Genomic DNA, 22,589 nt, shown 5'->3' on the forward strand with positions numbered 1-22,589 from the left:
AGTGCGTGCGCCTGGCGCTCGCGTCTGGCCCCTGGAGGCCGTGCCGGCCTGATCTGCGATCGATCCAGGCAGCCGGCCCGATGCGGGCGTGAGCGCGTTGAAGGGCCGTACCGGGGCCGGGGCTCCGGCCGAGACACGGGGGAAGACCGCGATCGCGGGCATGGCCACCCGTGAGGTATCGGGCATCGACAACCTCAACCGCAGTTTGCTGGCCCTCGCCCGTCTGGTACTGCTCGGCGGCGGTCTGCTGATCCTCATCGCCGGGCTCGACATCTGCCGGCGACACGATCTGGTCCCGAAGGGGTCCACCGGCACCCCTGGCATGCCCACCGAGGTCCGCCTGCAGGTCGCCGGCCACAAACCTCACCGCGCGGAGTAAGGAGGAGACCGACCGATCATCCTGCTGGTCACCGGCGCCATCCTGTGGATCCTCGGCTCGATGGGACACGCCGTCGCCGGCCGACGCCACTACTGGTGAGTGACCGACCCGCGCGGCCCGCCGCCACCGATCCCTCGGGACCGCCGGGAGGCCGCGCCGCCTGCGCCGACGACGAGGCGCTGCAGGAAACGCGGCAGGCGGCAGGCGGCACACTGGAGTACGCACACTGGAGTACGCACACCGGAGCGGGGACCAAAAGCGGCCGGACGTCGAACGCGTAGAACACCTTGCGCCAGTCGGTTCAGAGCCGTTGTGCGCGGTGGAGGAGGGTGTGCAGGCCGTGGGATCGCAGGGCGGCTCGGGCGGCGTTCGCGCCGGGGGCTCCGTGGACTCCTCCGCCGGGGTGGGCGGCCGCGGAGGCGAGGTAGAGGCCCTTGACAGGGGTCTCGGGTCGGCCGGTGCCGGGGACGGGGCGGAAGACGGCCTGTTGGTGCAGGGCGGTGGTGCCGTTGTTGATGGCGCCGTTGTGGAGGTTCTCGTTCATGGCCTGAAGGGTGGTGGGGGCCAGGATCCGCCGGGCGAGGATCCGGGTACGGAAGCCGGGCGCGAACCGCTCCACCTGGGCCTCGATGCGGTCCGCCATGGCTTCCTGTTCGCGGGCGTCCCAACGGCCGGTGATGCGGTCGGGGCCGGCGTCGGAGGCGATGTGCTGCGGGACGTGGGTGTAGGCCCACGCCGATTCCGTACCGGCGGGTGAGCGGCTGGGATCCGCCGTCGTCATCTGTCCGAGCAGGGCGAACGGCTCGTCGGGGACCTGTCCCATGGCGATCTGCGAGGCGAACCGGGTCAGGCTGTCGATGCCGTCGGCCACGTGGACCGTCCCCGCGCCGGCGGCTTGCGGAGCCGTCCACGGCACCGGTCCGGTCAGCGCCCAGTCGACCTTGAAGGTCGCGAAATCCCACTGGAAGCGCTCCAGATCCCGCAAGAGGCGGGACGGAAGGTGTTCCTCGCCCACAAGCTCCCGGAACAGCGCCGGTGCCGACGTGTCCGCGAGCACGGCGCGCCGCGCGTTCACGGTTTCCCCACCGGCCGTCCGGACGCCCACCGCCCTGCCGCCCCGTACGACGACGGACACGGCGCGCTCCCCGCACCGCAGAGCGCCGTCGCGGTGCTCGAGGCGGCTCACGAGCGCCGCGGTCAGGGCACCCGCCCCGCCGACGGGCACCGGGAAACCGTGGCTCTGTCCGAGCATCGACATCAGCCAGCCGAATCCTCCGCTGCCCACCGCCTCCGGGGCCAGGTCGGCATGCAGGGCGTTCCCGGCCAGCAGGAGCCGCCCGCCCTCGCCCCGGAACTCCTCATCGCCCAGCCGGCGCACCGGCAGGGCCAGCTTCCGGGCCAGCCGCAGTCCGCCGGCAACCCGGAGCTTCACCGCCAGGCGGAGCCCCGGGCGGACCGGCGGGAAGGGCGTGAACATGGCCTGCACCAGGTCCTGCCCGACACGGCTCCACACCTCGTACATATCCCGCCAGGCATCACCGTCACCCGACGCGAACTCCTCCAGCCCTGATGCGGTCTCCTGCACACGGCGCTCCAGCACGGCGCATCTTCCGTCCCTCAGCGGGTGGACCAGAACGCGCGGGGCGTGGCTCCATCGCAGTCCCTCCGCCGCGAGGTCGAGGCGGGCGAGGACCGGCGACACGGCAGCCAGTGGATAGAAGGCGCTGAAAAGATCGGAGACGTAGTCGGGATGGACACCGCGATCGCTGCGCACGGCGCCGCCGGGCTCCTGCTGAGCCTCCAGGACTTCCACGCTCCACCCGGCATCCGCCAGCACATTGGCCGCCACCAGCCCGTTGGGTCCGGCGCCGATCACCACCGCGTCAGGCATGGCGAGCCCCGGTGTGATCCTGTCCGACGGGACCCTGTTCCACGAGCCTGGCCAGGCGCGCCAGCATGCCCCGGTGCCGTAGCTGGAGCATGGCTTCGCTCGCGGCGTTGTGGAGGATGCTTCCCGGGCCGTGCAGGGGGTGCTCGTCACAGATGACGAGCGTTTCGTCCTCGCCCCAGGGTCTGAGCTGGAGGAAGATCCTCGCAGTGCCCAGCTGCTTGAACGAGGCTTCCAACTCCAGCTCTTTTCCGGATTCCTGGTGGCGGACGGTCGTCACCCCGTTGGCCGACCAGGGCCCCAGCCGCACGGTGTAGCGGAGCCGGGATCCGACAGCGGGCCAGGTCTGATCGAGCGGCGCGGACCTCGAGGGCCCCACCACCCAATCCCCGTAACAGGCCGGATCGGCAAGCACCGCCCATACCGCGTGCGGAGGACGCCGGATCAGTTGGTGACGGACGGCCATGGAGGGAGCCTCTCAACGGATGGGGGGTGGCACAGCCGCACTGTGCGGTACTCGGAACACCTGCCTGTGTACGTATTGGCGCTCGCACAGGGCTGGAGCTCTCGGGCACGGCAGAAGCCTTCACCCACCATGTGGTGTCACGGCCATGGTGCGCGAACTCAAATGCCCTCGCATCTCACCCACGCCGCAGGAGGGCTCGCATCTCACCCACGCCGCAGGAGAGTGTGACGGCGCCCGTGGGGAGCCGCGGGACAGTGAGTCATCCATCCCGGCTGCGGAGGACCGGCGACGGTGAGCCGCGAAGCACCGAAGCCGCGCAGCCGGGGACACCCCCGGTCCTGGAAAGGCAGGCTCACGTGTCGGGCAGCCTTTCCAGCAGCCCTCGCAGGGTCGGCGCCAGAAGCCCCGCCCCATGAGAAATGCCCTTGCCCCACCGGCGCGCCGTCGACGCCGTCTACCTGGGTGATCACCTGGGAGGACATGCAAAGGCCCTTCACCAGCGGACCGGGAAGCCGGAGCCGGTGCTCGGGGCACACCTCGCCACTGCCCACTGGTGCTCGCCCATCACGGTTGCGGCGGCCTGCGGGCGGCAGCAGGGTGAATGAGGACGTGTCGGTCCTGGTTGGGCCGCGTTCCGGCGCCACCGAGAGGACGGCGATTGCAATGCACAGAGAACACCCCAAGATGAAGCAGGTCAGGGGCAAGATGAAGGAGACACTCGGCAAGGCCCTGGGGGACAATTCCCTGCGGAGGTCCGGCCGCAGAGAGCAGGTGCGCGGCAAGGCGCAGGAGATGACCGCAAGGGCCACCGACCAGGTCCGCAAGCGGATCGGGCATTGACCGCGAGCGCACGGCCGACCTCGCGTGCCTCCGGCTACCGTCGCCGCGGTCCGTGTGGCCATTGCGGCCGACGCAGCTGATCGCGAAGCAGTTTCAAGGCCGCGACGACGGTCATCTGCCGGACAGCTTTTCCTACGTCTGCCCCATCGGAGTGAGGTGGGCGGCGCGGCCATCGCCACGCTTGGTCCGGCGGCCGTGAGGGCAGCGTGCGACTCGCGCGCGGGCATCTCCGCTCGGATCAGGCGGCGGTCTCCACTCTGAACTACGGGCCGAGCGAGCAATCCAGCGCAAGCTTGACGCCCTCGCCGCCGCCCTGCTCGAAGCGCAGGAAGGCAAGCCGGGGAAGGCGCACGAAGACCTCAAGTCCGTGATCCGAATGGAGGACGACATCTGAGAGTTCGGGAGCACGAACCGACTCTCCGGGCGTGTCAAATCGAGGGGAGGAGTTCATCGTTCCCCTGCGGACACATCAGTCTTCGTCGTCTTCGTACTCATCCTCGTCGTACTCATCCTGCACCTGGCAATGGCGTACCTCGACGACACCAGGGCGCGCGATGTCCTGGAAGCCGAGCAGGCCCATTTCACGGAACGTCTGGCCCAGCTGTCCGAGCATGTCGTACGGGGGATAAAGATCTATGCCGAGCCGTCCGCGGCTCCAGTCACCCCTGAGCCCCAGCAGACGGCGGACCTCACCCCCGGGCGTGCATACCTCCGGCCTCCGCGACCGCCAGCCTCGACCATCCCCCGTACAGCCCCGCCAGAGCTGTGTCCGCCCTCGAAGTGGCGTGCTCCATCCTGCCCATCAAGGCCGGCGGCACGCTGGTCCATGCCCGCCTCGCCCCCGTCCACGACGGTCCTGGCCGGGACCTGACCTGGTGCAACGCCGGACACCCACCGCTACTCCTGCGCGCCCCCGACGCCCACGTCGCTCTCTGACGAACGCCGTCAGGTCTCGTCGCCCACGTCACCGAACCGTCTGCCACGCCGGGATCGACACCCATGATTCTCAGGCAACGAACCCGGGCCGCTCCGAGGACCGGCCGTGACTCAGCGTGCGCGCCATGTGGAAAGGGAGCCAGACCCTTGAACGTAACGGTGCCGACCCGCTCCGGAACGAGGCCGCCGCCGGCCAGCCAGGGTGGGCCGCCGGACCCCGTGACGGCGCTGGACCGTGTCGGACACGCGTGGCGCCGGTCGCCTGACGGCGATCGCCACAGAGCCGATCGCCGCAAAAGGGATGAACAGCAGGCCAGCGGGAACCCGGAAGGGGTAGATCACTACTCCTACGAGGAGCGTGCAACCCATGTCCACGGGAACGCTTCTGGCGATCATCATTGCGATCGTGGTGGTGCTCGCCCTGGCCGCTGCGGCGGTCTCACTCATGATGCGACGCCGTCACCTCCGTGAACGCTTCGGCCCGGAGTACGAACGGACCGTCGAAGACTCCGACAGCCGGCGCACCGCCGAGCGTGAACTCAAAGAGCGCGAGAAGCGGCACGACGCACTGAACATCAAACCGCTCTCCCCGGTCTCGCGCGACCGCTACACACGGGAGTGGAGCAGCGTCCAGCAGGAGTTCGTCGACCGACCCCAGGACGCGGTGCACGACGCGGACCGGCTGGTGACCTCCCTGATGCACGACCGCGGCTACCCGACCGAGGGGTTCGACCAACAGATGAAGGACCTCTCGGTGGAACACGGGCGCACCCTCGATCACTACCGCGCCGCGCACGAGGTCGAGTCCCTCAGCACCCACAGCGAGGCCACGACCGAGCAACTGCGGGGAGCCATGGTGCACTACCGCGCACTGTTCGACGAGTTGCTCTCCGACGGCGGCCGGGCCCAGCCCGCCCGGTCCTGACACCGACCCCGGCCCCGACTCGGTACGGAGGAACCCCATGCACAGCAACGACGACACGAACCGCACCACCGGCGGCCTGAGCACCGAGGACCTCGCACAGCCCTCCGGCGCCACCACCGGGACACCCGAAGCAACAGACGGAGCCTCCGCGAGGGCCCCGATGTACCCCGGTGAGAGCACCGCGACCACCGCGGCCCAGAGTCCGGCCGAGCAGAGGGACGGGGACCGGTCCGCCGTCGGATCCGACGCCCGAGCCGCCGCCACGAACGCCACGCGCGCCCCGGACACCTCGGACACCTCGGACACCTCGGACGACGAGGCTCCACAGCTTCTCACGGAGGACGAGGACCAGAACTTCCGCGACCGCTGGCAGAAGACCCAGAACAAGTTCGTGGACGACCCCCGCGAGGCCGTGCACGACGCCGACGCCCTCGTCGCGGACGTCATGCAGACCCTGGCCACCACGTTCGCTCAGCACAAGAAGGACCTGGAGGACCAATGGGGGCAGGGCGAGCACGTGGACACGGAGGAACTGCGCAGGGCCCTACGGCGCTACCGCTCCTTCTTCAACCGCCTGCTCACCACGTGAGCCCCCCCTCGGACTCGAACGACGGCCCGTACTTGACCGCCCGCATCATCAACGACGTCACACCGTCGCTCGATGACCCACCGGCGTCGCACTAATCGTTAGCTGGACTCGATGCCTTGGCGCGCAATCAGATCCAGCCCCCCAATCCAGACCCCCCATCGGCATCAGCCGACGGGGCTCCTCTCACCTGCTATCACGCCGATCTCACCGCTGGCGGTTCGTGAGGCCGTCGCCCACGGCGCTCATGCCGCGTCGTACCGGGCGGCGATACGGGTCACCGTGACCGTAACGGTGACCGGCTCCGGGACGGGGAGGTGGGAGATGACGGCGGTCCGCACCTGGTCGTGAACGTTGCGGGCGATGTCCAGTGCCCGTCGGCCCTCGGCCAGGACACAGCGCACCTCGATGTGCCATCCGGAACCGTCCGGCGCCCGGTCGGCGCGGATGCCCGCCTCGGGCGGCGTGCGGTGAGGCATGGGGTCGGCCCGGGTGGCGGCGGCTGCCGCTAGGCGGTGGGCGAGGCGAGGTTGCAGGCCGGCCACGCCGGGAACCGTGAGGGCTGCATCTGCCGCGACGCCGAGGAGCGCGGTTGTGCCGGTGGCGGTCATTGCGTACCCCCATGGGTCGGGAGGCCGGGGCCGACGGTCAGGGGCGGCCACGGCTCCAGTGCGCCGACCACGGTGATGTCGACGGCCGTCACGGCGAGCCCCAGGTCCTGTCCGGCTGAGTGGAAGACTGATCTGCGTACCTGATGGGCCCGGTCGGGCAGCGGGCGGTCGAGGGCGGCGGCCAGAGTCATAGTCACCCGCACGTCGCTGCCGTCGCCCTCGGGCACGAGCCGGCAGGTCGCCGCCCTCGCGCCGGGGACGGTGTCCGCGGCCTGCCTCAGCACCTTCGCCGCCGTGCTCTCGGCGATGCGCAGGTCCCGGTCCGAGTCGGCCAGGGGCAGCAGCAGCCCAAGCCGGACCTCGGCCCTGACGACCTCCATGACGCGGCCGGCGACTGCGTGCAGGCCGGGAGGGTCCTCGGCGCGCAGCACCCGCGTGGCGGCGTTGACCGTGGCCAGTCCCTCGACGGCCTCACGGCAGTAAGGACAGGACACCGTGTGCGGGTCCGTGGCCGGTGCCGCGTCCTGCGCCTGTTCCCAGACCCGGCTGAGGAGGCGGCCGCAGGGCAGTGCCTCATCGCCCGCGAACGGGGGCACGTCGGCGGCGGCCGGGCCGGGCCGGGGCCCGTCTCCGGGCGGTTCGGGCCGCGTGTGCGGGTCGTCTAGCGCCATGGGCCCATCGCCTCCTGCAGGGATCGGCGTGCCCTGAACAGTCTGCCGCGCACTGTCTGTTCGCTGGTGCGTGTCACGTGGGCTATGTCTTTGTAAGGCAGGCCCTGAACTTCTCTCAGGATCCAGCAGATCCGCTGCCCGTCGTCCAGTGCGGCGAGCGCGCGGGACAGGGCGGCGATGGCCGCGTCCTGCTCTGCGGACCGGGCGGGCTGGCTCCAGGCGTCTCCCGTCGCGGGTTCGACGACGGTGTTCAGGGAGAGGGGCGACGGCCGGCGACGGCGCATGGTCAGGCAGCGGTTGACGGTGATCCGGTACATCCAGGTACGGAACTCCGCGCTGTAGCGGTATTCCGGCAGACGCCGCCAGGCGCCGACGAAGGCGTCCTGAACGGCTTCCTCAGCATCCTGGGGGTTGCCGAGCATGCAGCGAGCCAAGGCAAGGAGTGGCCGGCCGTGCCGTTGGACGAGAACGGCGAAGGAGTCCTCGTCACCCTCGGCCGCCCGTACGGCCAGCAGCCGGTCCGGCACGTCGCGTTCCGGCAAATCGCGTTCCAGCGGTGGGAAAGCAGTGCGTTCCATCATGGCGCTCCCGCAAGGCTCGGACCGTCCGGGTACCCGATGGGCAATCTGTGATGCACATCACATTCGATGCGCGTGAGGAATGCTCCGCGCGATATGTCCAACCTTTTGACGGGCACCGCACCGGTGCCCGACCGACCGATCGAGGCGACCGCCATGACGGACAACATCACCAGCGTCGGCGAGGGCAGTCGGCCCGAGGCGGGCGTGAGCGCGTTGAAGGGCCGTACCGGGGCCGGGGCTCCGGCCGAGACTCGGGGGAAGACCACGATCGCGGACGGGGTGGTGGCCAAGATCGCGGGCATGGCTGCCCGTGAGGTACCGGGCATCTACAACCTGGGAGCAGGGATGGCCCGCGCCTTCGGCGCCATGCGGGAACACGTCCCCGGCACAGGCGGAGGCGGGGCCGTCACGCGGGGGGTGAAGGTCGAGGTCGGCGAGCGGCAGGCCGCCGTGGACCTGGACGTCGTCGTCGAGTACGGCGTCTCCATCGTCGATGTCGCCGGCGGCGTACGCACCAATGTCATCAGCGCCGTTGAGCGGATGACCGGACTGGAGGTCGTCGAAGTGAACATCGCCGTCGACGACGTCCACCTCCCCGACGAGGAGGAGCAGACCGAACCGGACGAGGGCCGCGTGCGGTGACCGCTGCCGTGACCACCGCCGTGCCCTCGGGTCTGAGCGTGTGATCACGGCGAGAGGCACGCTCGCGAGACGGGTGAGTGCGTGATGAACACAGCGACGACGGGCCTCGTGGCCGGCATGGCCCTGGGCTTCGCCGCTTACTTCGGCGGCTTCTGGGCATTCCTGCTCGTTCTCGTCCTGGGCGCGGTGGGGCTGATCGTCGGCCTCGTCGTGCAGGGCGACCTCGACCTCCATGCGCGGAGACAGCGATGAACACCCGGCCCGGCTCCCTCGACGACGGGGCGAGCCCGCCGACACCGGCCGTCGGCCTGCCGCCCCCGGCCGAGCGGGGCGCCACCGTCATCCCGGACAGGGTGGTCGCCCGTATCGCCGCCCGGGCGGCGCGCACAGCCCAGTCCCAGCGCGCCGCCCTACCGCCCGACCGGGACGGGCCAACGGCACCCCACGCCTCTGCCGCCGTCCGTACCGGATCGGTGCGCCTGCACCTGACCATGGACCTGCCCTACCCCACCGACATCCCCCAGGTCTGCGAGCGGATCCAGCGCGACGTCGCCGAACGGGTGGCTCAGCTGACCGGCCTGAAGGTGGGAGAGGTCACCCTCACCGTCCGGCGGCTGGTGACCACCGCCGACGCGAGCCGGGGGCGGGTCCGGTGAGCGGCCACGCGGCCCGGATCGCCGGGCACGTCGTTCAGAAAGGGGGATCACGATGACACCCGATTCCGGTCCTCCCGGCCCCAGCTCCGCGCCGTCCGCGCACTGTGCCACAGTGCCGCCGACGAAGGAGCCCGATCCAACCGAACGCAACGTGTCCAGCTCGAACCTCAAGGCCGGTGAAGACGACAGAGGGCACCGGGCGCACCGACCGTGGTCCGCGCGCCGCATTCCGGCCGCAATGGTCGCCTCGGTGGTTCTCGTGGCGGCGGGCGCGGCGCTGATCGACGTCGTCGCCGTACGGGCGGGACGCCCTGCGGCAGCCTGGCGCCGGCACCTGGCCGACGAACTGGCCACCCGCCCCGTGGACGACATCTGGATGCTCACAGGAGCCGCCGTGGCCGCCGCCGTCGGCATCTGGTTGCTCGTGCTGGCACTCACTCCGGGCCTACGCCACTGGCTGCCCCTGTGCTCCCCCGCGCCCGGGCTGCGGGCCTGCCTGGACCGAGACGGCGCCGCCGATCTGCTGCGCGACGCCGCCATGCGGGTACCCGGGGTCAGTAAGGCCCGCATCCGGGTGCGCCGCCACCGCGTCAAAGCCCGCGCGGACGTCCGCTTCCGCGACCCCCACCAGGTGAAGGACGACCTCACCGCCGCCCTCGGCCACGAGCGCGACCAGCTCGCCCTCGCCAGCCCTCCCCGCATCGTCGTACGAGTGCGGCGACGCACCCACTGACCGAAAACCCCCTGGACCGGAGCCCGCATCATGACGCCGCGACCCGTACTCAACCGCAGTCTGCTGGCCCTCGCCGGACTGGTACTGCTCGGCGGCGGTCTGCTGATCCTCTTCGCCGGGCTCGACATCTACCGGCGACACGATCTGGTCCCGCCCACCGGCTGGCCCCTGACCACCCCGGACGACGTCCTGCTCGGCTCCGCCGACCGGGCCCGCTGGAGCAGCCAGGGCTGGTTGTGGTGGCCCGCGGTCATCGCCGCCCTCGCCCTCGTCGCCCTGCTCGCCCTGTGGTGGCTGCTCGCCCAACTACGCCGTCGCCACCCCGGAGCACTGCCCGTCGGCGGCACACCCCCGCAGGAAGGCGTCGAACTGCGCGACAGCGCGCTCAGCGACGCGATCGCGACCGAAGCCGGTGCCCTGCCGGCGGTCGAGCACGCGGCCGTACGCATCACCGGCCGCCCTGCCCACCCCCGCACCCGCGTCGCACTCACTCTCACCCCTCAGGCGTCCCCCGGCACCGTCCTCGATGTCCTGTGCGAGGGCCCACTCCAAACCGCCCGTCGGTCCACCGGCACCCCTGGCATGCCCACCGAGGTCCGCCTGCAGGTCGCCGGCCACAAACCTCACCGCGCGGAGTAAGGAGGAGACCGACCATCCCCGTGTCCACCGCCCTTGCGCTCTCTCGCAGTCCACAGGGGCACCGACACCACTCCCCAAGGGAGAGATCATGATCATCCTAGGCATCATTCTGCTCGTCGTCGGCTTCCTCACCGGGATATCCATCCTGTGGACCATCGGGATCATCCTGCTGGTCATCGGCGCCATCCTGTGGATCCTCGGCTCGATGGGACACGCCGTCGCCGGCCGACGCCACTACTGGTGAGTGACCGACCCACACGGCCTACGGCGCGGGTAGCCGTGGGTAACCCTCTGACTTGTCGTACAGCGCCCGACTCGGCTCCGGTCGGCTCAGGCGCTGTCTCGTTTCGGCCCCCCGGCGGTCACCGAGTGAGCTGTGGCACGTCCTCGACTCCCTCGACCCACCGCGTGGACAGCGGTATTGCCGCATACGGCCGGGAGTTCAGTCGGAGGGCGGAAGCAGCGTGCCCAGCGGCCCGAGGTCCAGGTTGAGGTCCTCCATGGTCAGTCCGTACTGGGCGCACAAGTCGCTCATGCGGTCGTGGAGGAGCATGAGTGTGGCGCCCAGGCGTTCTTCCTGTTCGTCGGTGAGGTCTCCTTGGTCGACGCGGTGCAGGGCCTGTCGTTCCATGAGTTGGCGCAGCAGTTCCACGAGGGTCAGGACGAGCCTGAGGAGGTCCCGTTCGACAGTGTCGCGGTCGGAGCTGATCCGCCGAGCCGGGGAACGTGGGCCCTTTCCGGCCAGCGGGTCCAGGTCGCGTGGGGCGGCGGGCAGCAGCCGGAAGGCGCGGGCGGCGGCCTCCGCGACTTCGTCGCCGCGGCACGCCGGCCGGCTCTCACCCTCAGCTGTCATGGTCGCCGCCTCGCAGCGGGCTGATACTCGTCCATGGGGAGGGGTTCTGCTCGCTGATGGAAACGATCAGGGCACGCAGTGAGACGCGTACCAGATCGATGTCCGCGATGGACAGCACGACGTCACCGGTGAGGACGACCCCACCGGTCAGCAGCCGGTCCAGCAGATCGATGAGAGCGAACTGCCGCTGGGGCAGGCGCTCCGCTCCGGGTGGCGGGCTGGGCGTGCTCACGGGAGCGCTCCCTCTGCAGCACCGCCGGATTCGCCGGGTGGCATTGGCGAAGGAGTACGGAGCCCAGGGGCCGGTGGCCTCGACCCGTACTCCGTCCAGCCCGTCGGCGGCGCGCGTCACGTCGGCCAGGAAGTCGTCGCAACGCTTCAGGGGCACAAGGTAGGCGTCATTGACCACGTTCTCGCCGGCACCGGCAGCGCTGTCGGCCGCTTCGGCGAGATATCCCTGTTGTACGCGGTGCCGGACCCGGCCGGAGGCGTGCTTGCGACCCGCGGCCTCCACCCGCTCGGCGGCCTTCTGCGCGGCCTGGTAGACGGTGTCGCGCGCACTTTGCTGCTGCCGGCGGTTCCGCAGGTAGGCGCGCCCGGGCGTCAGGTCTGCCGAGCACGGCGCGGCGCGCGCTGATGGTCTCGCCCCCGGCCGTCCGGACGCCCACCGCCCTGCCGCCCCGTACGACGACGGACACGGCGCGCTCCCCGCACCGCAGAGCGCCGTCGCGGTGCTCGAGGCGGCTCACGAGCGCCGCTCACCGGGGTATTCGTGCCGTTGGCCGCGATGGCGTTCAGGCCGGTTATCCCGTCGCCCTCTCCGGGGTAGACCGGCGGCGGCCAGCGCGAGGTGCTGTCCGGTACTACGTCAGTATCGAGAGGCCGCACGAGGTCCTCGGTGGACAGCCCGGTGTCAGCCGTGTGCGGTGAGTCGTCACCGTTGCATGTCGACTCCGTGGCCGTCCGTTCCTGTCGGGTGTCAGGCCGTGGAGTGGGGGTCTGGCCACCGTCGAGGAGAAGTTCGTCGAACAGCGACCGGTAGTGCACCATGGCGCTGCGCAGCTGTTCGGTGGTGGCGTAGTGCCCCGCACTCAACATGTCGATCTCGTGAGCGGTCCGGTAGTGCTCGAGGGTGCGGCCGTGTTCTCCGGAGAGATCCTTGAGCTGCTGGTCGTAGCTCCCGGTGGGATGGCCTCGCGCCTGCATCAGCGACGTCACCAGCCGGTCCGCGCCGTGCACAGCGTCATCAGGCCGGTCGACGAACTCGTGCTGTACGTCGTCCCAGTCCCGGGTACAACGCTCCAGGAGTCTGTCAGGCAGCGTTTTGTCGTGGCGTTTCTCGCGCGTGCTGAACTCGCGCTCGGCGGCGAGTCTGCTGTCGGCGTCGTCGACCGTCCGTTCGTACTCTGAGCCGAACCGCTCACGCAGAACTCTGCGTTGCTGGAAGAGAGCCAGAACCAGGGCGATCAGCACGACGACCACCACGACGCCAATGACGATCGCCAGAAGCGTGCCGGTAGACACCGGAATCGGTATGCCGCTCGCGATGGTGCGCGGCCACGGCCGACGCCAGCAGGACTGGACGACATGGCGGAAACGCCGTCTGCATACGGCGGCTTTTCCGTTTGCCCGCGCCTTCGGGGTCGGCAATCACCAGAACCCGCCGTCGCCCCCCATGTCCGTAGCGGCCGTGTCCACCGGGGCCGCGTTCTTGATCCTCCACGACCGCATGTCCGACCTGCGCGCCAGCTACGGCCTGACCATGAAGGACCTCAATCTGGACCTCGGCCCGCTCGGAACACTTCTCCCACCTGTTCGTCCAGACCGACTGCTCCCCCACCCCGTTTTACATCCCGACAGGGGGTACTCGGGATGGGGTGCACGATTTCCCACGAACCTAGGAGAGTGAACGAAAATGGCCGGAGGGCAAAAAGCAAAGGGCAAGATGGAAGAGGCCACGGGAAAGACGAAGGAGGCGGTCGGCCGTTCCGTGGGCAACGAGCGGATGATGGCCGAAGGACAGGCCAAGAAGTCGAAGGGCGCGGCCCGTCAGGCCAAGGAGAAGACGAAGGACGTTTTCAAGCACTGACAAGTGCAGATGCTGAGCGGGATCTCATCTCGGGGATCCCACTCCTTTGTGCCATCGAGGCTAAGGCTTGCCCCGTAACGATCTTCGGTCGGAGGGGTGTGCGGCTTTGCCTCAACGGCTTGACGCTTGATGCCCTCACGCGCTGGGCGGACCAATCGCAACCACGCAATGACCCATGGGGCACGCTCCCTCCCCCCGGGTGCATCCGCGCCCGTGAAGGCCACAGCCCTCGACCGCCTTGTACGTCACCCACCCTCTGCTGCACGTCTGCCGCCGCACCCGCGTCGTCACGCATCAGGCCCACCCCCGAACGCAGGAACCCCCGCCGGAGCCAGCCGCCGGGGGTTCCCCACCTCTCACGCACGCGCTGTCACACGCGTGTCACCAACACCGTGGACGTACCTGGACCACAAGGCCGCCACCGCACCAACGGCCCCGTCCTAGACCGCATGGACGCCACAAGACGCCTCCGCCTACCTGTGCCATGTGGTACCCAGTGAGGGACCCAAGATCAGGACCGGAGCGTCTTCTGGCCCGTCAAAGCGGTATTGCAGGGTGTTCGGTGGTGTCTCGCTCACCCGCCCGAGCCTCTCATCTGTCACGGACGCCCCTATAACGGGGGGTCGGTAGAGACCGTCCTGACCAGGTTGAAGTCTCGCGGGCGGCATATCGCTTGAGGCATCGGATGCTCTCACGACGGGTCTTGCCCTCCTGGGTGCGGCGTTCGTAGTACGCCTGGGTGCGCGGGTCGTGGCGCAGCCGGGTGAACACGATGCGGTGCAGAGCGGCATTCGCCTGCCGGTCGCCACCATGGTTGAGCCGCCGCGAGCTCCGACCGCCCGAGGAGTACTCGACCGGGCTGACTCCACACAGCGCGGCAAAAGACGCCTCGCTGCCCAGCCGCTCGGGATTGTCGCCCATGGTGATGAGAAGCGTGACAGCGGAGTCCGGGCCGATACCCACGGGCGCGAGCAGCTGCGGGGCATGGCGCTCAACGAGCCCGGTCAGTCGCTGACCGGCGGGCAGAACTTGTAGGTCGCGGCAGACCGCATCCCCTCACGAACCGGGCCGGGCATGGTCGCTGGCGCCGTGGCGTTCGTCCTCGTCCCTGGCCAGCATCGACAGCAGGCAGGCCACGGTCACGCCCTCCTCGGCCGGGTGGCGCAGCACCCTGTCCGGGTCGATCCTGTACAGATTGGAGCGGCCGTGGCGGGTGTGGGAGAGGTATCCGTCCTGCTCCAGGTCCGCGATGATCTTCTGGACGGCCCGTTCCGTGAGCCGGCATCGCGCCGCGATGTCACGGACCCGCGCGTGGTGGTTGTCGGCGATGCTGGCCAGCACGCGCGCGTGATTGGTCAGAAACGTCCACCCCGTGTGCGGCTCGGGCACTCCATGGAATTCCGTCACGACTCCATGCTACGACCACACGTTCACGCACCCAAAAACACGAAGATAAATTCGTGTAGGGGTTGACGTGTCACGTAGAGGCGGCTGAGCCTGGAGAAGAGCAACCCGGAGGACCGGAGGAGGCGAGCATGACGACGCTACCGTCCCCGGACACACCGCTCGCCAGCGACGAAGCCGACCGCACACCGCCGTCCACCGGCGCGCTGCCGGTGCAGGCAGGGCCGGCCGGCATCCGCGTGACCGTCACCGTGAGCGGAGAGTTCTGCCTCGACAACTGCCAGAGCCTCCGGCACGCCCTGCGTGATGCAATCATGCGGTCGGCCGAGGGTGTGGACCTGGACCTCAGTGAACTTCACTTCGCGGACTGCTCTGCACTCAACGTGCTGCTGGCCGCTCGCCGCGACGCAGTCGCGGCGGGGAAGACGGTCACCGTCACCACGGCCAGCCCCGCCGTCGAACGACTGCTGACTTATACCGACACCCACAGCCTCTTCTCCCCCGCCCACGAGCATGCTGACCCGCCCGCCCGAAAGCCCGGGCCGCCGCGCGAAGAAACCGACGACGACCTCCTGCGGGCCGAAGTCGTCCAGCTGAGGCGCGCGCTGCGCACCCACCCGGACATCGACCTGGCACGCGGCATCCTCATGGCCTCTTTCGGTCTGAACCCCGACGAGGCGTGGCAGGTACTGGTCACAACGTCCCAGAACACCAACACGAAACTGCACCGCCTCGCCGAGGACGTCGTCACCACCGTCCAAGGCGCGCCCCTGCCCAACCCGGTCCAGCAGCAACTCACCGCAGCCGTCGCCAGAACACGCAACACCGGCGGCGGACCGGCATTCGCTGTCAGGGAGGTTTGAGCCGGCGGGATCTGAGCTGCTGGGGTCGGTCTTGAGAGTCCGATGCTGAAGCCGGGCTTGCGTTCCGGATCTCATGCGTCGGCGCCTGCCGCAGGGAGGAGGCCCAAAGCCCACCTGTGAAGCACCAATTAACAGAAATTGGGAACACGGCGGATATCGCCCATCCATGAGGAGGTCGGTCAGATGTCTACCGGCATGCTTTTGGCGATCGTCATTCCCGTCGCAGTGGTCGTCGTGCTGATTGCCGCGGCCCTGGCTCTTTTCCTGCGGCACCGGGCTCTGCGTCAGCGCTTCGGCCCCGAGTACGAACGGACCGTCGACGGCGCCGACAGCAGGCTCGCCGCCGAGCGGGAGCTCAGCGCACGCGAGAAACGGCACGACAAACTCGACATCAAGCCTCTGCCCGACCGTCTCCGCGAGCGCTACTCACGGGACTGGGACCACGTGCAGCACGAGTTCGTGGACCGGCCCGAGGACGCCGTACACGACGCGGACCATCTGGTGACCTCCCTGATGCAGGACCGCGGCTACCCCACCGAAAGCTACGACCAGCAGCTCAAGGATCTCTCCGTCGAGCACGGCCGCACCCTCGAGCACTACCGAGCCGCCCACGAGATCGACACACTCAGCGCGAGTCACAAGGCCACCACCGAGCAACTGCGCGGCGCCATGGTGCACTACCGGGCACTGTTCGACGAACTTCTCTCCGACGGCGGCCAGACCCGCCACGCCCCGGCCTGACCTTCGGGCAGCCGGGACCGAACGGACACGGAGGAGACATGCAACGCGACGACACACCGCACACTCGTGACAGCGGGCTGTCCACGGAGGACCTTGCCCAGCCCCGCAAGGCCGACGCAGCGTCGAACACCACTCCACCGCCCCCGGTCTACCCGAGCGAGGGCGACGACAGAACGGATGCGGCCGACGACTTCGCGTCCCGCGACGGGGCCACCCCCGCGGCGGACGAGGCGGCGGGCGCACGGACCACAGACGCCGACGAGATGCCGCAACTGCTGACATCGCAGGACGAGGAAGACTTCCGTAAGGAGTGGGAGAACATCCAGGGTGCCTTCGTTGACGATCCTCGCCAGGCGGTACAGGCTGCGGACAACCTGGTCGCCAAGGTCATGCAGACGCTCGCCGCGACGTTCGACGAGCACAAGAAGAACCTCGAAGAGCAGTGGAGCCGAGGCGAGCAGGTCGACACCGAAGCTCTGCGCAGGGCCCTGCGCCACTATCGCTCGTTCTTCAACCGCCTGCTCACCACCTGACAAACACACCCGTGAGGCGAGGCGCAACGGGTCCAGGAAGTGAACGGCATCCCGCCTCACAGCGGCCGGCACACCGGCCGGAGAGAAAGAAGAACGCCGTGATCGCACTTGGCATCATCCTGCTCGTCGTCGGATTCGTCCTGAACATCGGCATCCTGTGGACAATCGGGATCATCCTGCTTCTCATCGGAGTCGTCCTGTTCCTCCTCGGCTCCCTCGGCCACGCGGTCGGCGGCCGCCGCCACTACTGGTAGAGCACGCCTGTACAACTTCCCTCCCAGCGACACCGGCCTGCCCCTGATACAGCGACGCGGTTCGTCAGGACTTCGCATCCTGGGACTGTTCTGCACCGGCCTCCCAGCCTGGGTCAGCAGCGCATTGACGATGAGCGCGGCCGCTGGCGGACCTTCCGCCGCTGTTGCCACGGCGTTGGCTGTGGGCTTGTTGGTCACGGCGTTCGGGGACGATGTGCTTGATCTGCCGACGCCGCAGGTAACGGCGGTTGCGGTGTGATGAGTACGCCCCTCCCTCGCGCCCTGCCCAGAGACGCCCAACTCCGCCGCAGGTGAGAACGCCCCGCATGCGTGAGCAATGCGTGAGCGGACGGTCTGGGACGAGCCGTCACACGCCTGTTCCTCCCCCTGTACCGCGTGGCGCTGATCAGGAAGAACACCACCACACGGCACGGCCAGGAACCCCCCGGTAAGGATCCGATCCCACTCCTAAAGCGGGTGTCGCAGGTTCAGCTTCGAACCAGGATCCCGAAGCAAGGCATAAATTCGCCGCTGCAATGCCGAGTGCCAAGTGCCGACGCTGAGGCGCCCCGATGCGTGACCTTCGTTCGGGACGAAGAGGTCGTGGGTCCCGCCACCCCGACAGTGAAACACCAGGTCAGGCCCGGTGCTGAGAGATCAGTACCGGGTCTGATTTGCTGTACAGCCCTGTTTTGGGAGTCATTTGGGAGCCGACTTCTGGAACCGGCTCCCAGCCCCGTCTGCCGACGAGCACGCAGGAGCGTGTGGTCAGAGCCAGTCCCAGTGCTTGAAAGCGAAGTACAGCGTCAGAGAGACAACGACGATGACGGCGCTGGAGACGATGAATCCCGACTGGTGTCCGAAGCCGGGGTAGGGAAGGTTCTGTCCGTAGAAGCCAGTGATCGCCGTGGGCACGGCGATGATCGCGGCCCAGCTCGTCACCTTCTTCGTGATCAGGTTCATCCGGTTCGCCTGCACCGACAAGTTGGTCTCCATCACCGAGGCCACCAGGTCGCGCAGCGACTCCGTCCACTCGCCGGCACGCAGCACGTGGTCGTACACACCTCGGCAGTAAGGCAGCAAGGAGCCGTCGACGACGTCGAGGTCGGGGCGCATGAGGGCGTTGACAACCTCCCGCATGGGCAGGACCACGCGACGGAGCCGGACCAGTGATTTCCGCAGGGCGTAGGACTGGCGCTGTACGGTCTGGATCTGCCGGCCGGGCTTCGGTGTCACCGCCGAACGCGGGACCTCCTCCTCTCACCGTAAGTCGTGCGCCGCCGCACCGGCTGTGTTCGCTGGTGGTTCCGGACTCGCTGCCTCTCGGTAAAACGCCTGCTCACGCGCACGTTCCGGGGCCTCGGAACGGCGTAGAGTGAAAGCACCGGGAGTACTTCGCCACACCGGCCGCCATGTCGGTGCCGTTCCCGGCGAGCAACAACACCGGCCTCCAAGAGGAGGCCCGGGGACAGGTCCGTGTCATGACCGCGACCATCGAACCTACGATCATCAAAGAGCGCCTGCCCTCGGCGTCGGCCCGGCTGTCCCTGACCCCGACCGGCTCGGTTCCAGGTCTCCTGGACGGTGCCTGGTGGCCCCGCTCCCGTGATCTCCTCCGGGAGATCCCCACTCTGACGGACGCGCTGGACGCGTGCTGGGGCCGGATCACCCACGTCACCGTGAACCCGACCCACTGGCCCGTCATCCCGCGCAAGGTCCCCGTCACGGGGCACACGGTGCATGTCGGCTGGTTCGCCGCCGAGCAGGACCCGAACAAAGTGATCCTCCTCTCCTACACGGTGGGCCGCCTGGACCTGCTGGTGATCCCTCCGGAGACGGAGCCGGCCGCCGCCGCCCGGCTGATGGCAGCGGCAACCGTTTCGAGGGGTATCCGCACCGCCAGCGGTCTGATGGCCGACGAGGCCATCAGCCACGACGCGACAGAGGCTCGGAGCCGGGAAGAGGAATGGGAGACCGACGGCGGAGCCGCTTCGGCGGCCGGAGCCGCGATCGGGATCTCGAGTTCCGCCCCGAGGAGGTGAGGACGTGGAGACAGCCGTCACCGTCGCCGTGATCATTTTCGTGATCATCGCGGGAATGTTCCTGATCCACCGGCTCAACGCACAGCATGACGAAAGGATCGGAGCCTTCCACTACAGCGACGCCCTACCGGGAATCGGTCGGCGGACCCGTAGGAGCCCACGTGCCACGGTGCCGAAGGGCCCTTCTGTCGACGCCCCACACCGTGAGCATCGAGAGGGGAGCCGCTGATGACGCAGACCTGCTTCCAGCCAGGGGTGGGTGTGGGGCAGCGGCCGTCACACCCACCGGCACGTCGCCCGTGATGCACGTCGTCCTGAATGAGCAAGGGGTCACCTTGAAGTCACTGGAACTGCCGTCGGCCGGGCACGCGGAGGTTCGTATCGTCGCCGCGGACCCGGAGGCGGCTCGCCGTGTCGCGGAGATTCTCCGCCGTTGTTTCGCCGCCACAGAAGCGCGCAGCTACCCCGCAGGCCCCGACGGCGGAACACGCCTCCACCTCACCGTGGACACCACACGCACGGCGGAGCCGGTGCGCTCCTGGCTGTTGACCAGCCAGTTCTCCCGGGACGATCACACACAGCCGGACGAAATCTGAGGAGATGGGCCTCAGCGGGGGGAGGAGGACACCGCCCCAGACGTACGGGTTTCCGTCGGTGCCGGCACGAGAGGCGGGCGACCATGGCGACACTGCACGAGCGGGAGCACTACCGCGAGGCGGTCATGAAGACCCTGTACGAGGCCATCGAAGGCAATCGCCTCCTCGGCCTCATCGGGGCGCAGTTGCGCAAGGATCTCGCCCTGCCCGAGGAGGACCTGGCCGCCGCCTGCATGTACTTGGCGGCCGAGGGACTGATCCAGGTCGACTGGGCCCGAGGAAACACACCCGCGATGGTCACACTGACGCACAAGGGGATCCAGCTCATGGAGACCGAGGAGAAGGACAGTGACTGACACTGCCCAGGCCACCCTCAGGGCTGCGGCTGGCCGCATGACGACCTTTTCGTCCAATATGACCGAAATGGCATCCTGGGCATACCCTGGTGAGTGGGCCGGTGCACTCTCACGTGCAACGACCCGGAAGGGCGGCCCCGGTGTGTATACGCCGGGGCCGTTGCGTCACCGGACCATGCCAGAGGGAGAAGGTGTGATCCACTCGGCCGATCTCCGCGAGTGACGCAACTGCGACGTCGTCGACCCGCAGGGCCAAGAGATCAGTCCGCCGTCCACGTGGACGGCGGACAACGACTGGCCCGCCGCTGACGCCCGGAGGCTGACGTGGTGCTGTTTCTTCTGCTGCTCATTGTGGCGGTTGCGCTCGGCGTCATGGGGGCGCTCGGCAGGGACACGCTCTACCTGCTGATCATCGGGGTGATGGTGCTCATCGCCGACCTTGTCCTCCTCAGAACGCGGATGGGGCGCAGCCGCCGACCCCGCGTCCGGTAGAGCGGCCCGACCGGCCACCCGACCTGCCCTTCTGCGTGGCGTACCACCGTCTCCTGGCGCCGTGCCCGACATCGCTCGCATGCCACTTGCCTGAGCGACGTCGGGCACTCGCCGTTAGCGTGAAGGAAGGGGCACGACAGGCCGCCTGTGCGTCGGAAAGTGGTGACCGAAGATGACGGATACGGGACTGCCGAACCGGCCCGAGACCCCTCGCGCGGTGTCATTGGGCGAGCGTAGCGGGAAGAGTGTGGGGGTGCCGCACGGAAGCGATCCGGGATCGCGTGGCCGTACCACGATCGCCGACGGCGTGGTGGCGAAGATCGCCGGGATGGCGGCCCGGGATGTGCCGGGCGTCCACTCGATGGGCGGTGGGTTCGCCCGTGGCATGGGGGCGATGCGTGAACGTATGCCCGGTGCCGGCGGGAAGTCCGTCACCAGCGGGGTGAAGGTCGAGGTCGGCGAGGTACAGACCGCGGTCGACCCGGAGATCGTCGTGGAGTACGGCGTCTCCATCATCGATGTCGCGGGCGACGTCAGAGAGAACGTGATCGCTGCCATCGAGCGGATGACCGGTCTGGAAGTTGTCGAGGTCAACATCGCGGTCGGCGATGTTCATTTGCCCGACGAGGACGAGGAACAGCCCGAGCGGCGGCTCGAGTAACCGCTCGCCTGAGCCGAAGCGAGCGTGGAGCGCACCGGTTTCCGTGAAGCGATTGGTGTCGGCCGACCGTCTTCGATGTCCTCGATGTGCTGTTGCTGCTCCTGGTGTGGTGGCTGCCAGCACAGCTTCGCCGATGCTGCCGTGGTCCGGTTTTCCCGGCTTGCCGCCGTGATTCGGCCCGCGCGGCGCATGATCGTGCCCGTCGGTGCCGGACCGGCGCCCCCGACAGCCACAGCGAGTGGCATTCCACCCTCGGACGCCCCGTGAGCCTTGCGCGCCCCGGAAGAGGTTCCTCCTGCGGGGGTTGTGCCGAGGTGACCACAGGCGGTACGACGATCGCCATGCCCTCTTGGCCTCGGTTAAACGACCGCCGGCTCGCACTCCTCACCCGCATCGGGGAAGGATCCGACCCCGTCACCTCAAACAACCCCCCGCTCGCCATGGCCATCGCCCGGGACCCGAACGTCCGGCTGCATCACCGAACGGACGGTCCGGGCCATCCTCGACGACCTCGAACAGGGCGGCCACCTGCGCCGGCACCAGGCCAAACGGCGCAGCCAGTACACCCTCAACCTCGACCGGCCGTTCCGGCACCCGGCGGAAGCCGGCCTTGTCGTCCGCGATCTCGTTGAACTCGCTGCCGATAGTGCGGCCCGGCCGCCGAAGACGGCCTCTGTATCGGTTTACGAGGAGTTCTCAGCCGTGGTGCCCCGGCCTCGTTCCACAGCCGTGGACCGCCTCCCGCGCGTCAGGCCGCCTGGGTGAGCTCCGGGCGGCCGAACAGCAGGGCGTAGCCGGAGGGGAGTTGGGCGAGGATACGGCTGAGGAGCTCCTCGCCGGCGAGCTGGGCCACGATGCAAAGGACGGTACCGGTGTCCCAGCGGGCGGTGGCTGCCGTGCCGCCGGTGCGGGACGCCAGGTCCTTGACGAAGCCCCAGCCGGTGAGGGGTTAGGTGGCGGGGATCTCGGATGTCAGGGTGACGGCGGCCTCGTGCGGCAGCCTGGCCGCGAGCTCCACGCGCTCATCGCCCGTGAGCCGGCGCCCGAGGGCAGCCAGCACGGCGCGCACGGACACCTCGGCCTGTGCGCGGGTGGGGTACGCGCCTTCGTACCGCACTCTTTCCAGCAACTGCTCAAACGTCATGCCCACGG

The 22,589-nt window shown here is 69.0% G+C and carries 32 protein-coding genes and 6 pseudogenes; 23 read left to right on the forward strand and 15 right to left on the reverse strand.

The annotated features are described in order from the left end of the window. The first annotated feature begins 88 nt into the window (after positions 1 to 88). Both AQI88_RS48155 and AQI88_RS48160 read left to right on the forward strand, forming a co-directional pair. Positions 89 to 379 (forward strand): hypothetical protein, encoded by a 291-nt coding sequence (locus tag AQI88_RS48155; RefSeq protein WP_244184522.1) that lies wholly within the window; start codon positions 89 to 91, stop codon positions 377 to 379. A gap of 15 nt (positions 380 to 394) precedes the next feature. Then, a pseudogene (locus AQI88_RS48160) lies at positions 395 to 478 on the forward strand (DUF6131 family protein); the annotation flags it as partial. Positions 479 to 680: 202 nt separating this feature from the next. Here the strand turns inward: AQI88_RS48160 and AQI88_RS38230 are convergent. Next, positions 681 to 2,270, reverse strand: coding sequence for a phytoene desaturase family protein (locus AQI88_RS38230; RefSeq protein ID WP_067009278.1), 1,590 nt, complete (start codon positions 2,268 to 2,270; stop codon positions 681 to 683). Beyond that, complete coding sequence (locus tag AQI88_RS38235) at positions 2,263 to 2,646, reverse strand: SRPBCC family protein (RefSeq protein WP_341849528.1); 384 nt, start codon at positions 2,644 to 2,646, stop codon at positions 2,263 to 2,265. Before AQI88_RS38235 ends, AQI88_RS38230 begins: the two co-directional genes overlap by 8 nt. A gap of 771 nt (positions 2,647 to 3,417) precedes the next feature. Here AQI88_RS38235 and AQI88_RS38240 point away from each other — a divergent pair. Continuing rightward, the gene (locus AQI88_RS38240) at positions 3,418 to 3,573 is read left to right on the forward strand and encodes a CsbD family protein (protein WP_244184524.1); all 156 of its coding nucleotides are present in this window, start codon (positions 3,418 to 3,420) and stop codon (positions 3,571 to 3,573) included. Positions 3,574 to 4,042: 469 nt separating this feature from the next. Here the strand turns inward: AQI88_RS38240 and AQI88_RS46285 are convergent, their stop codons facing one another. Next, on the reverse strand, positions 4,043 to 4,186 hold the full coding sequence (locus tag AQI88_RS46285; protein WP_159050494.1) for a hypothetical protein: 144 nt from the start codon (positions 4,184 to 4,186) through the stop codon (positions 4,043 to 4,045). 152 nt (positions 4,187 to 4,338) lie between these two features. On the opposite strand from AQI88_RS46285, the gene AQI88_RS46290 reads away from it, so the two are divergent. From AQI88_RS46290 to AQI88_RS38250, 3 genes are all read left to right on the forward strand, one after another. Further along, positions 4,339 to 4,509: a hypothetical protein gene (locus AQI88_RS46290; RefSeq protein ID WP_159050495.1), complete on the forward strand. Its 171-nt coding sequence runs from the start codon at positions 4,339 to 4,341 to the stop codon at positions 4,507 to 4,509. A gap of 367 nt (positions 4,510 to 4,876) precedes the next feature. Beyond that, positions 4,877 to 5,434: a hypothetical protein gene (locus AQI88_RS38245; protein ID WP_067009289.1), complete on the forward strand. Its 558-nt coding sequence runs from the start codon at positions 4,877 to 4,879 to the stop codon at positions 5,432 to 5,434. A 37-nt stretch (positions 5,435 to 5,471) separates the two neighbouring features. Then, entirely contained in the window at positions 5,472 to 6,023 is a 552-nt protein-coding gene (locus AQI88_RS38250; RefSeq protein WP_067009292.1) for a hypothetical protein, read from the forward strand. 242 nt (positions 6,024 to 6,265) lie between these two features. On the opposite strand, the gene AQI88_RS38255 is transcribed toward AQI88_RS38250, so the two are convergent. Genes AQI88_RS38255 through AQI88_RS38265 form a run of 3 tightly spaced genes read right to left on the reverse strand, consistent with a single transcriptional unit; the run spans position 6,266 to position 7,883 of the window. Further along, positions 6,266 to 6,631, reverse strand: a complete 366-nt coding sequence (locus AQI88_RS38255; RefSeq protein WP_067009295.1) for a hypothetical protein — start codon at positions 6,629 to 6,631, stop codon at positions 6,266 to 6,268. Beyond that, entirely contained in the window at positions 6,628 to 7,302 is a 675-nt protein-coding gene (locus tag AQI88_RS38260; protein ID WP_067009298.1) for a hypothetical protein, read from the reverse strand. Before AQI88_RS38260 ends, AQI88_RS38255 begins: the two co-directional genes overlap by 4 nt. Beyond that, on the reverse strand, positions 7,293 to 7,883 hold the full coding sequence (locus tag AQI88_RS38265; protein ID WP_208616014.1) for an RNA polymerase sigma factor: 591 nt from the start codon (positions 7,881 to 7,883) through the stop codon (positions 7,293 to 7,295). The genes AQI88_RS38260 and AQI88_RS38265 overlap by 10 nt, the downstream gene beginning before the upstream one ends. Before the next feature lie 153 nt (positions 7,884 to 8,036). Between AQI88_RS38265 and AQI88_RS38270 the strand changes: the two genes are divergently transcribed. The 6 genes from AQI88_RS38270 (at position 8,037) to AQI88_RS46900 (ending at position 10,797) form a co-directional block, all read left to right on the forward strand. After that, entirely contained in the window at positions 8,037 to 8,525 is a 489-nt protein-coding gene (locus AQI88_RS38270; protein WP_067009400.1) for an Asp23/Gls24 family envelope stress response protein, read from the forward strand. Between the two features lie 84 nt (positions 8,526 to 8,609). Then, the gene (locus AQI88_RS46895; RefSeq protein WP_167357507.1) at positions 8,610 to 8,777 is read left to right on the forward strand and encodes a hypothetical protein; all 168 of its coding nucleotides are present in this window, start codon (positions 8,610 to 8,612) and stop codon (positions 8,775 to 8,777) included. Beyond that, complete coding sequence (locus AQI88_RS38275) at positions 8,774 to 9,181, forward strand: Asp23/Gls24 family envelope stress response protein (protein ID WP_067009301.1); 408 nt, start codon at positions 8,774 to 8,776, stop codon at positions 9,179 to 9,181. The genes AQI88_RS46895 and AQI88_RS38275 overlap by 4 nt, the downstream gene beginning before the upstream one ends. A gap of 151 nt (positions 9,182 to 9,332) precedes the next feature. After that, entirely contained in the window at positions 9,333 to 9,914 is a 582-nt protein-coding gene (locus AQI88_RS38280) for a DUF6286 domain-containing protein (protein WP_244184525.1), read from the forward strand. Between the two features lie 30 nt (positions 9,915 to 9,944). Beyond that, positions 9,945 to 10,553 (forward strand): hypothetical protein, encoded by a 609-nt coding sequence (locus AQI88_RS38285; RefSeq protein ID WP_067009307.1) that lies wholly within the window; start codon positions 9,945 to 9,947, stop codon positions 10,551 to 10,553. Positions 10,554 to 10,641: 88 nt separating this feature from the next. Then, positions 10,642 to 10,797, forward strand: coding sequence for a DUF6131 family protein (locus tag AQI88_RS46900; RefSeq protein WP_167357508.1), 156 nt, complete (start codon positions 10,642 to 10,644; stop codon positions 10,795 to 10,797). Positions 10,798 to 10,995: 198 nt separating this feature from the next. Here AQI88_RS46900 and AQI88_RS38290 read toward each other — a convergent pair whose 3' ends face one another. From AQI88_RS38290 to AQI88_RS48895, 4 genes and pseudogenes are all read right to left on the reverse strand, one after another. After that, positions 10,996 to 11,406 (reverse strand): gas vesicle protein K, encoded by a 411-nt coding sequence (locus AQI88_RS38290; protein ID WP_067009310.1) that lies wholly within the window; start codon positions 11,404 to 11,406, stop codon positions 10,996 to 10,998. After that, entirely contained in the window at positions 11,396 to 11,638 is a 243-nt protein-coding gene (locus AQI88_RS38295; RefSeq protein ID WP_067009403.1) for a gas vesicle protein, read from the reverse strand. Before AQI88_RS38295 ends, AQI88_RS38290 begins: the two co-directional genes overlap by 11 nt. A gap of 102 nt (positions 11,639 to 11,740) precedes the next feature. Next, a pseudogene (locus AQI88_RS44180) lies at positions 11,741 to 12,013 on the reverse strand (GvpL/GvpF family gas vesicle protein); the annotation flags it as partial. Then, positions 12,010 to 12,930: a hypothetical protein gene (locus tag AQI88_RS48895; RefSeq protein WP_067009312.1), complete on the reverse strand. Its 921-nt coding sequence runs from the start codon at positions 12,928 to 12,930 to the stop codon at positions 12,010 to 12,012. The gene AQI88_RS48895 and the pseudogene AQI88_RS44180, both read right to left, overlap by 4 nt. A 175-nt stretch (positions 12,931 to 13,105) precedes the next feature. On the opposite strand from AQI88_RS48895, the pseudogene gvpK reads away from it, so the two are divergent. Then, positions 13,106 to 13,219: pseudogene (gvpK, locus tag AQI88_RS48165) on the forward strand (gas vesicle protein GvpK); the annotation flags it as partial. Positions 13,220 to 13,321: 102 nt separating this feature from the next. Continuing rightward, a complete protein-coding gene (locus AQI88_RS44195) occupies positions 13,322 to 13,495 on the forward strand; it encodes a CsbD family protein (RefSeq protein ID WP_079058072.1) in 174 nt (57 codons plus the stop codon). A gap of 610 nt (positions 13,496 to 14,105) precedes the next feature. Here AQI88_RS44195 and AQI88_RS44200 read toward each other — a convergent pair. After that, positions 14,106 to 14,476, reverse strand: a pseudogene (locus tag AQI88_RS44200) (transposase); the annotation flags it as partial. Between the two features lie 75 nt (positions 14,477 to 14,551). Beyond that, positions 14,552 to 14,902, reverse strand: a complete 351-nt coding sequence (locus tag AQI88_RS38305) for a helix-turn-helix transcriptional regulator (RefSeq protein ID WP_079058073.1) — start codon at positions 14,900 to 14,902, stop codon at positions 14,552 to 14,554. Positions 14,903 to 15,030: 128 nt separating this feature from the next. Here AQI88_RS38305 and AQI88_RS38310 point away from each other — a divergent pair, with 128 nt between their 5' ends. The 4 genes from AQI88_RS38310 (at position 15,031) to AQI88_RS46905 (ending at position 17,290) form a co-directional block, all read left to right on the forward strand. Beyond that, positions 15,031 to 15,762, forward strand: a complete 732-nt coding sequence (locus AQI88_RS38310) for an ANTAR domain-containing protein (protein ID WP_079058074.1) — start codon at positions 15,031 to 15,033, stop codon at positions 15,760 to 15,762. Positions 15,763 to 15,945: 183 nt separating this feature from the next. After that, the gene (locus AQI88_RS38315; RefSeq protein WP_067009321.1) at positions 15,946 to 16,503 is read left to right on the forward strand and encodes a hypothetical protein; all 558 of its coding nucleotides are present in this window, start codon (positions 15,946 to 15,948) and stop codon (positions 16,501 to 16,503) included. 38 nt (positions 16,504 to 16,541) lie between these two features. Then, positions 16,542 to 17,036 (forward strand): hypothetical protein, encoded by a 495-nt coding sequence (locus tag AQI88_RS38320; protein ID WP_067009324.1) that lies wholly within the window; start codon positions 16,542 to 16,544, stop codon positions 17,034 to 17,036. A 98-nt stretch (positions 17,037 to 17,134) separates the two neighbouring features. Then, on the forward strand, positions 17,135 to 17,290 hold the full coding sequence (locus AQI88_RS46905; RefSeq protein WP_099053157.1) for a DUF6131 family protein: 156 nt from the start codon (positions 17,135 to 17,137) through the stop codon (positions 17,288 to 17,290). Between the two features lie 145 nt (positions 17,291 to 17,435). On the opposite strand, the pseudogene AQI88_RS47205 reads toward AQI88_RS46905, so the two are convergent. Next, positions 17,436 to 17,558: pseudogene (locus AQI88_RS47205) on the reverse strand (IS5/IS1182 family transposase); the annotation flags it as partial. 500 nt (positions 17,559 to 18,058) lie between these two features. Next, positions 18,059 to 18,526 carry a CorA family divalent cation transporter gene (locus tag AQI88_RS38325; protein WP_244184526.1) on the reverse strand — a complete coding sequence of 156 codons (468 nt, stop codon included), beginning with the start codon at positions 18,524 to 18,526 and terminating at the stop codon, positions 18,059 to 18,061. Positions 18,527 to 18,771: 245 nt separating this feature from the next. Between AQI88_RS38325 and AQI88_RS38330 the strand changes: the two genes are divergently transcribed. The 5 genes from AQI88_RS38330 to AQI88_RS38345 all read left to right on the forward strand — a co-directional run bounded on the left by AQI88_RS38330 (position 18,772) and on the right by AQI88_RS38345 (position 21,437). Then, positions 18,772 to 19,332 (forward strand): DUF5994 family protein, encoded by a 561-nt coding sequence (locus tag AQI88_RS38330; protein ID WP_067009409.1) that lies wholly within the window; start codon positions 18,772 to 18,774, stop codon positions 19,330 to 19,332. Positions 19,333 to 19,634: 302 nt separating this feature from the next. Beyond that, positions 19,635 to 19,928 (forward strand): hypothetical protein, encoded by a 294-nt coding sequence (locus tag AQI88_RS38335; RefSeq protein WP_067009327.1) that lies wholly within the window; start codon positions 19,635 to 19,637, stop codon positions 19,926 to 19,928. A gap of 83 nt (positions 19,929 to 20,011) precedes the next feature. Further along, positions 20,012 to 20,284: a hypothetical protein gene (locus AQI88_RS38340; protein WP_067009331.1), complete on the forward strand. Its 273-nt coding sequence runs from the start codon at positions 20,012 to 20,014 to the stop codon at positions 20,282 to 20,284. Positions 20,285 to 20,608: 324 nt separating this feature from the next. Continuing rightward, the gene (locus AQI88_RS46910; protein WP_167357509.1) at positions 20,609 to 20,776 is read left to right on the forward strand and encodes a hypothetical protein; all 168 of its coding nucleotides are present in this window, start codon (positions 20,609 to 20,611) and stop codon (positions 20,774 to 20,776) included. Positions 20,777 to 20,948: 172 nt separating this feature from the next. Next, positions 20,949 to 21,437, forward strand: coding sequence for an Asp23/Gls24 family envelope stress response protein (locus AQI88_RS38345; RefSeq protein WP_067009335.1), 489 nt, complete (start codon positions 20,949 to 20,951; stop codon positions 21,435 to 21,437). A gap of 748 nt (positions 21,438 to 22,185) precedes the next feature. On the opposite strand, the pseudogene AQI88_RS38350 reads toward AQI88_RS38345, so the two are convergent. Then, a pseudogene (locus AQI88_RS38350) lies at positions 22,186 to 22,581 on the reverse strand (DUF2267 domain-containing protein). Positions 22,582 to 22,589 lie beyond the last annotated feature (8 nt).

The organism is Streptomyces cellostaticus (assembly GCF_001513965.1).
GTDB lineage: Bacteria > Actinomycetota > Actinomycetes > Streptomycetales > Streptomycetaceae > Streptomyces > Streptomyces cellostaticus.

What these genes read in the sequence shown, in the direction of transcription:
- AQI88_RS38340 (WP_067009331.1), top strand. Translation starts at nt 20,012, where the DNA reads ATGGCGACACTGCACGAGCGGGAGCACTACCGCGAGGCGGTCATGAAG.
- AQI88_RS38240 (WP_244184524.1), top strand. Translation starts at nt 3,418, where the DNA reads ATGAAGCAGGTCAGGGGCAAGATGAAGGAGACACTCGGCAAGGCCCTG.
- AQI88_RS46900 (WP_167357508.1), top strand. Translation starts at nt 10,642, where the DNA reads ATGATCATCCTAGGCATCATTCTGCTCGTCGTCGGCTTCCTCACCGGG.
- AQI88_RS38315 (WP_067009321.1), top strand. Translation starts at nt 15,946, where the DNA reads ATGTCTACCGGCATGCTTTTGGCGATCGTCATTCCCGTCGCAGTGGTC.
- AQI88_RS38335 (WP_067009327.1), top strand. Translation starts at nt 19,635, where the DNA reads ATGCACGTCGTCCTGAATGAGCAAGGGGTCACCTTGAAGTCACTGGAA.
- AQI88_RS46285 (WP_159050494.1), bottom strand. Translation starts at nt 4,186, where the DNA reads ATGCTCGGACAGCTGGGCCAGACGTTCCGTGAAATGGGCCTGCTCGGC.
- AQI88_RS38255 (WP_067009295.1), bottom strand. Translation starts at nt 6,631, where the DNA reads ATGACCGCCACCGGCACAACCGCGCTCCTCGGCGTCGCGGCAGATGCA.
- AQI88_RS38285 (WP_067009307.1), top strand. Translation starts at nt 9,945, where the DNA reads ATGACGCCGCGACCCGTACTCAACCGCAGTCTGCTGGCCCTCGCCGGA.
- AQI88_RS46895 (WP_167357507.1), top strand. Translation starts at nt 8,610, where the DNA reads ATGAACACAGCGACGACGGGCCTCGTGGCCGGCATGGCCCTGGGCTTC.
- AQI88_RS38310 (WP_079058074.1), top strand. Translation starts at nt 15,031, where the DNA reads ATGACGACGCTACCGTCCCCGGACACACCGCTCGCCAGCGACGAAGCC.
- AQI88_RS38275 (WP_067009301.1), top strand. Translation starts at nt 8,774, where the DNA reads ATGAACACCCGGCCCGGCTCCCTCGACGACGGGGCGAGCCCGCCGACA.
- AQI88_RS38265 (WP_208616014.1), bottom strand. Translation starts at nt 7,883, where the DNA reads ATGATGGAACGCACTGCTTTCCCACCGCTGGAACGCGATTTGCCGGAA.
- AQI88_RS38270 (WP_067009400.1), top strand. Translation starts at nt 8,037, where the DNA reads ATGACGGACAACATCACCAGCGTCGGCGAGGGCAGTCGGCCCGAGGCG.
- AQI88_RS38250 (WP_067009292.1), top strand. Translation starts at nt 5,472, where the DNA reads ATGCACAGCAACGACGACACGAACCGCACCACCGGCGGCCTGAGCACC.
- AQI88_RS38245 (WP_067009289.1), top strand. Translation starts at nt 4,877, where the DNA reads ATGTCCACGGGAACGCTTCTGGCGATCATCATTGCGATCGTGGTGGTG.
- AQI88_RS44195 (WP_079058072.1), top strand. Translation starts at nt 13,322, where the DNA reads ATGGCCGGAGGGCAAAAAGCAAAGGGCAAGATGGAAGAGGCCACGGGA.
- AQI88_RS38230 (WP_067009278.1), bottom strand. Translation starts at nt 2,270, where the DNA reads ATGCCTGACGCGGTGGTGATCGGCGCCGGACCCAACGGGCTGGTGGCG.
- AQI88_RS38330 (WP_067009409.1), top strand. Translation starts at nt 18,772, where the DNA reads ATGACCGCGACCATCGAACCTACGATCATCAAAGAGCGCCTGCCCTCG.
- AQI88_RS38320 (WP_067009324.1), top strand. Translation starts at nt 16,542, where the DNA reads ATGCAACGCGACGACACACCGCACACTCGTGACAGCGGGCTGTCCACG.
- AQI88_RS38260 (WP_067009298.1), bottom strand. Translation starts at nt 7,302, where the DNA reads ATGGCGCTAGACGACCCGCACACGCGGCCCGAACCGCCCGGAGACGGG.
- AQI88_RS38290 (WP_067009310.1), bottom strand. Translation starts at nt 11,406, where the DNA reads ATGACAGCTGAGGGTGAGAGCCGGCCGGCGTGCCGCGGCGACGAAGTC.
- AQI88_RS38345 (WP_067009335.1), top strand. Translation starts at nt 20,949, where the DNA reads ATGACGGATACGGGACTGCCGAACCGGCCCGAGACCCCTCGCGCGGTG.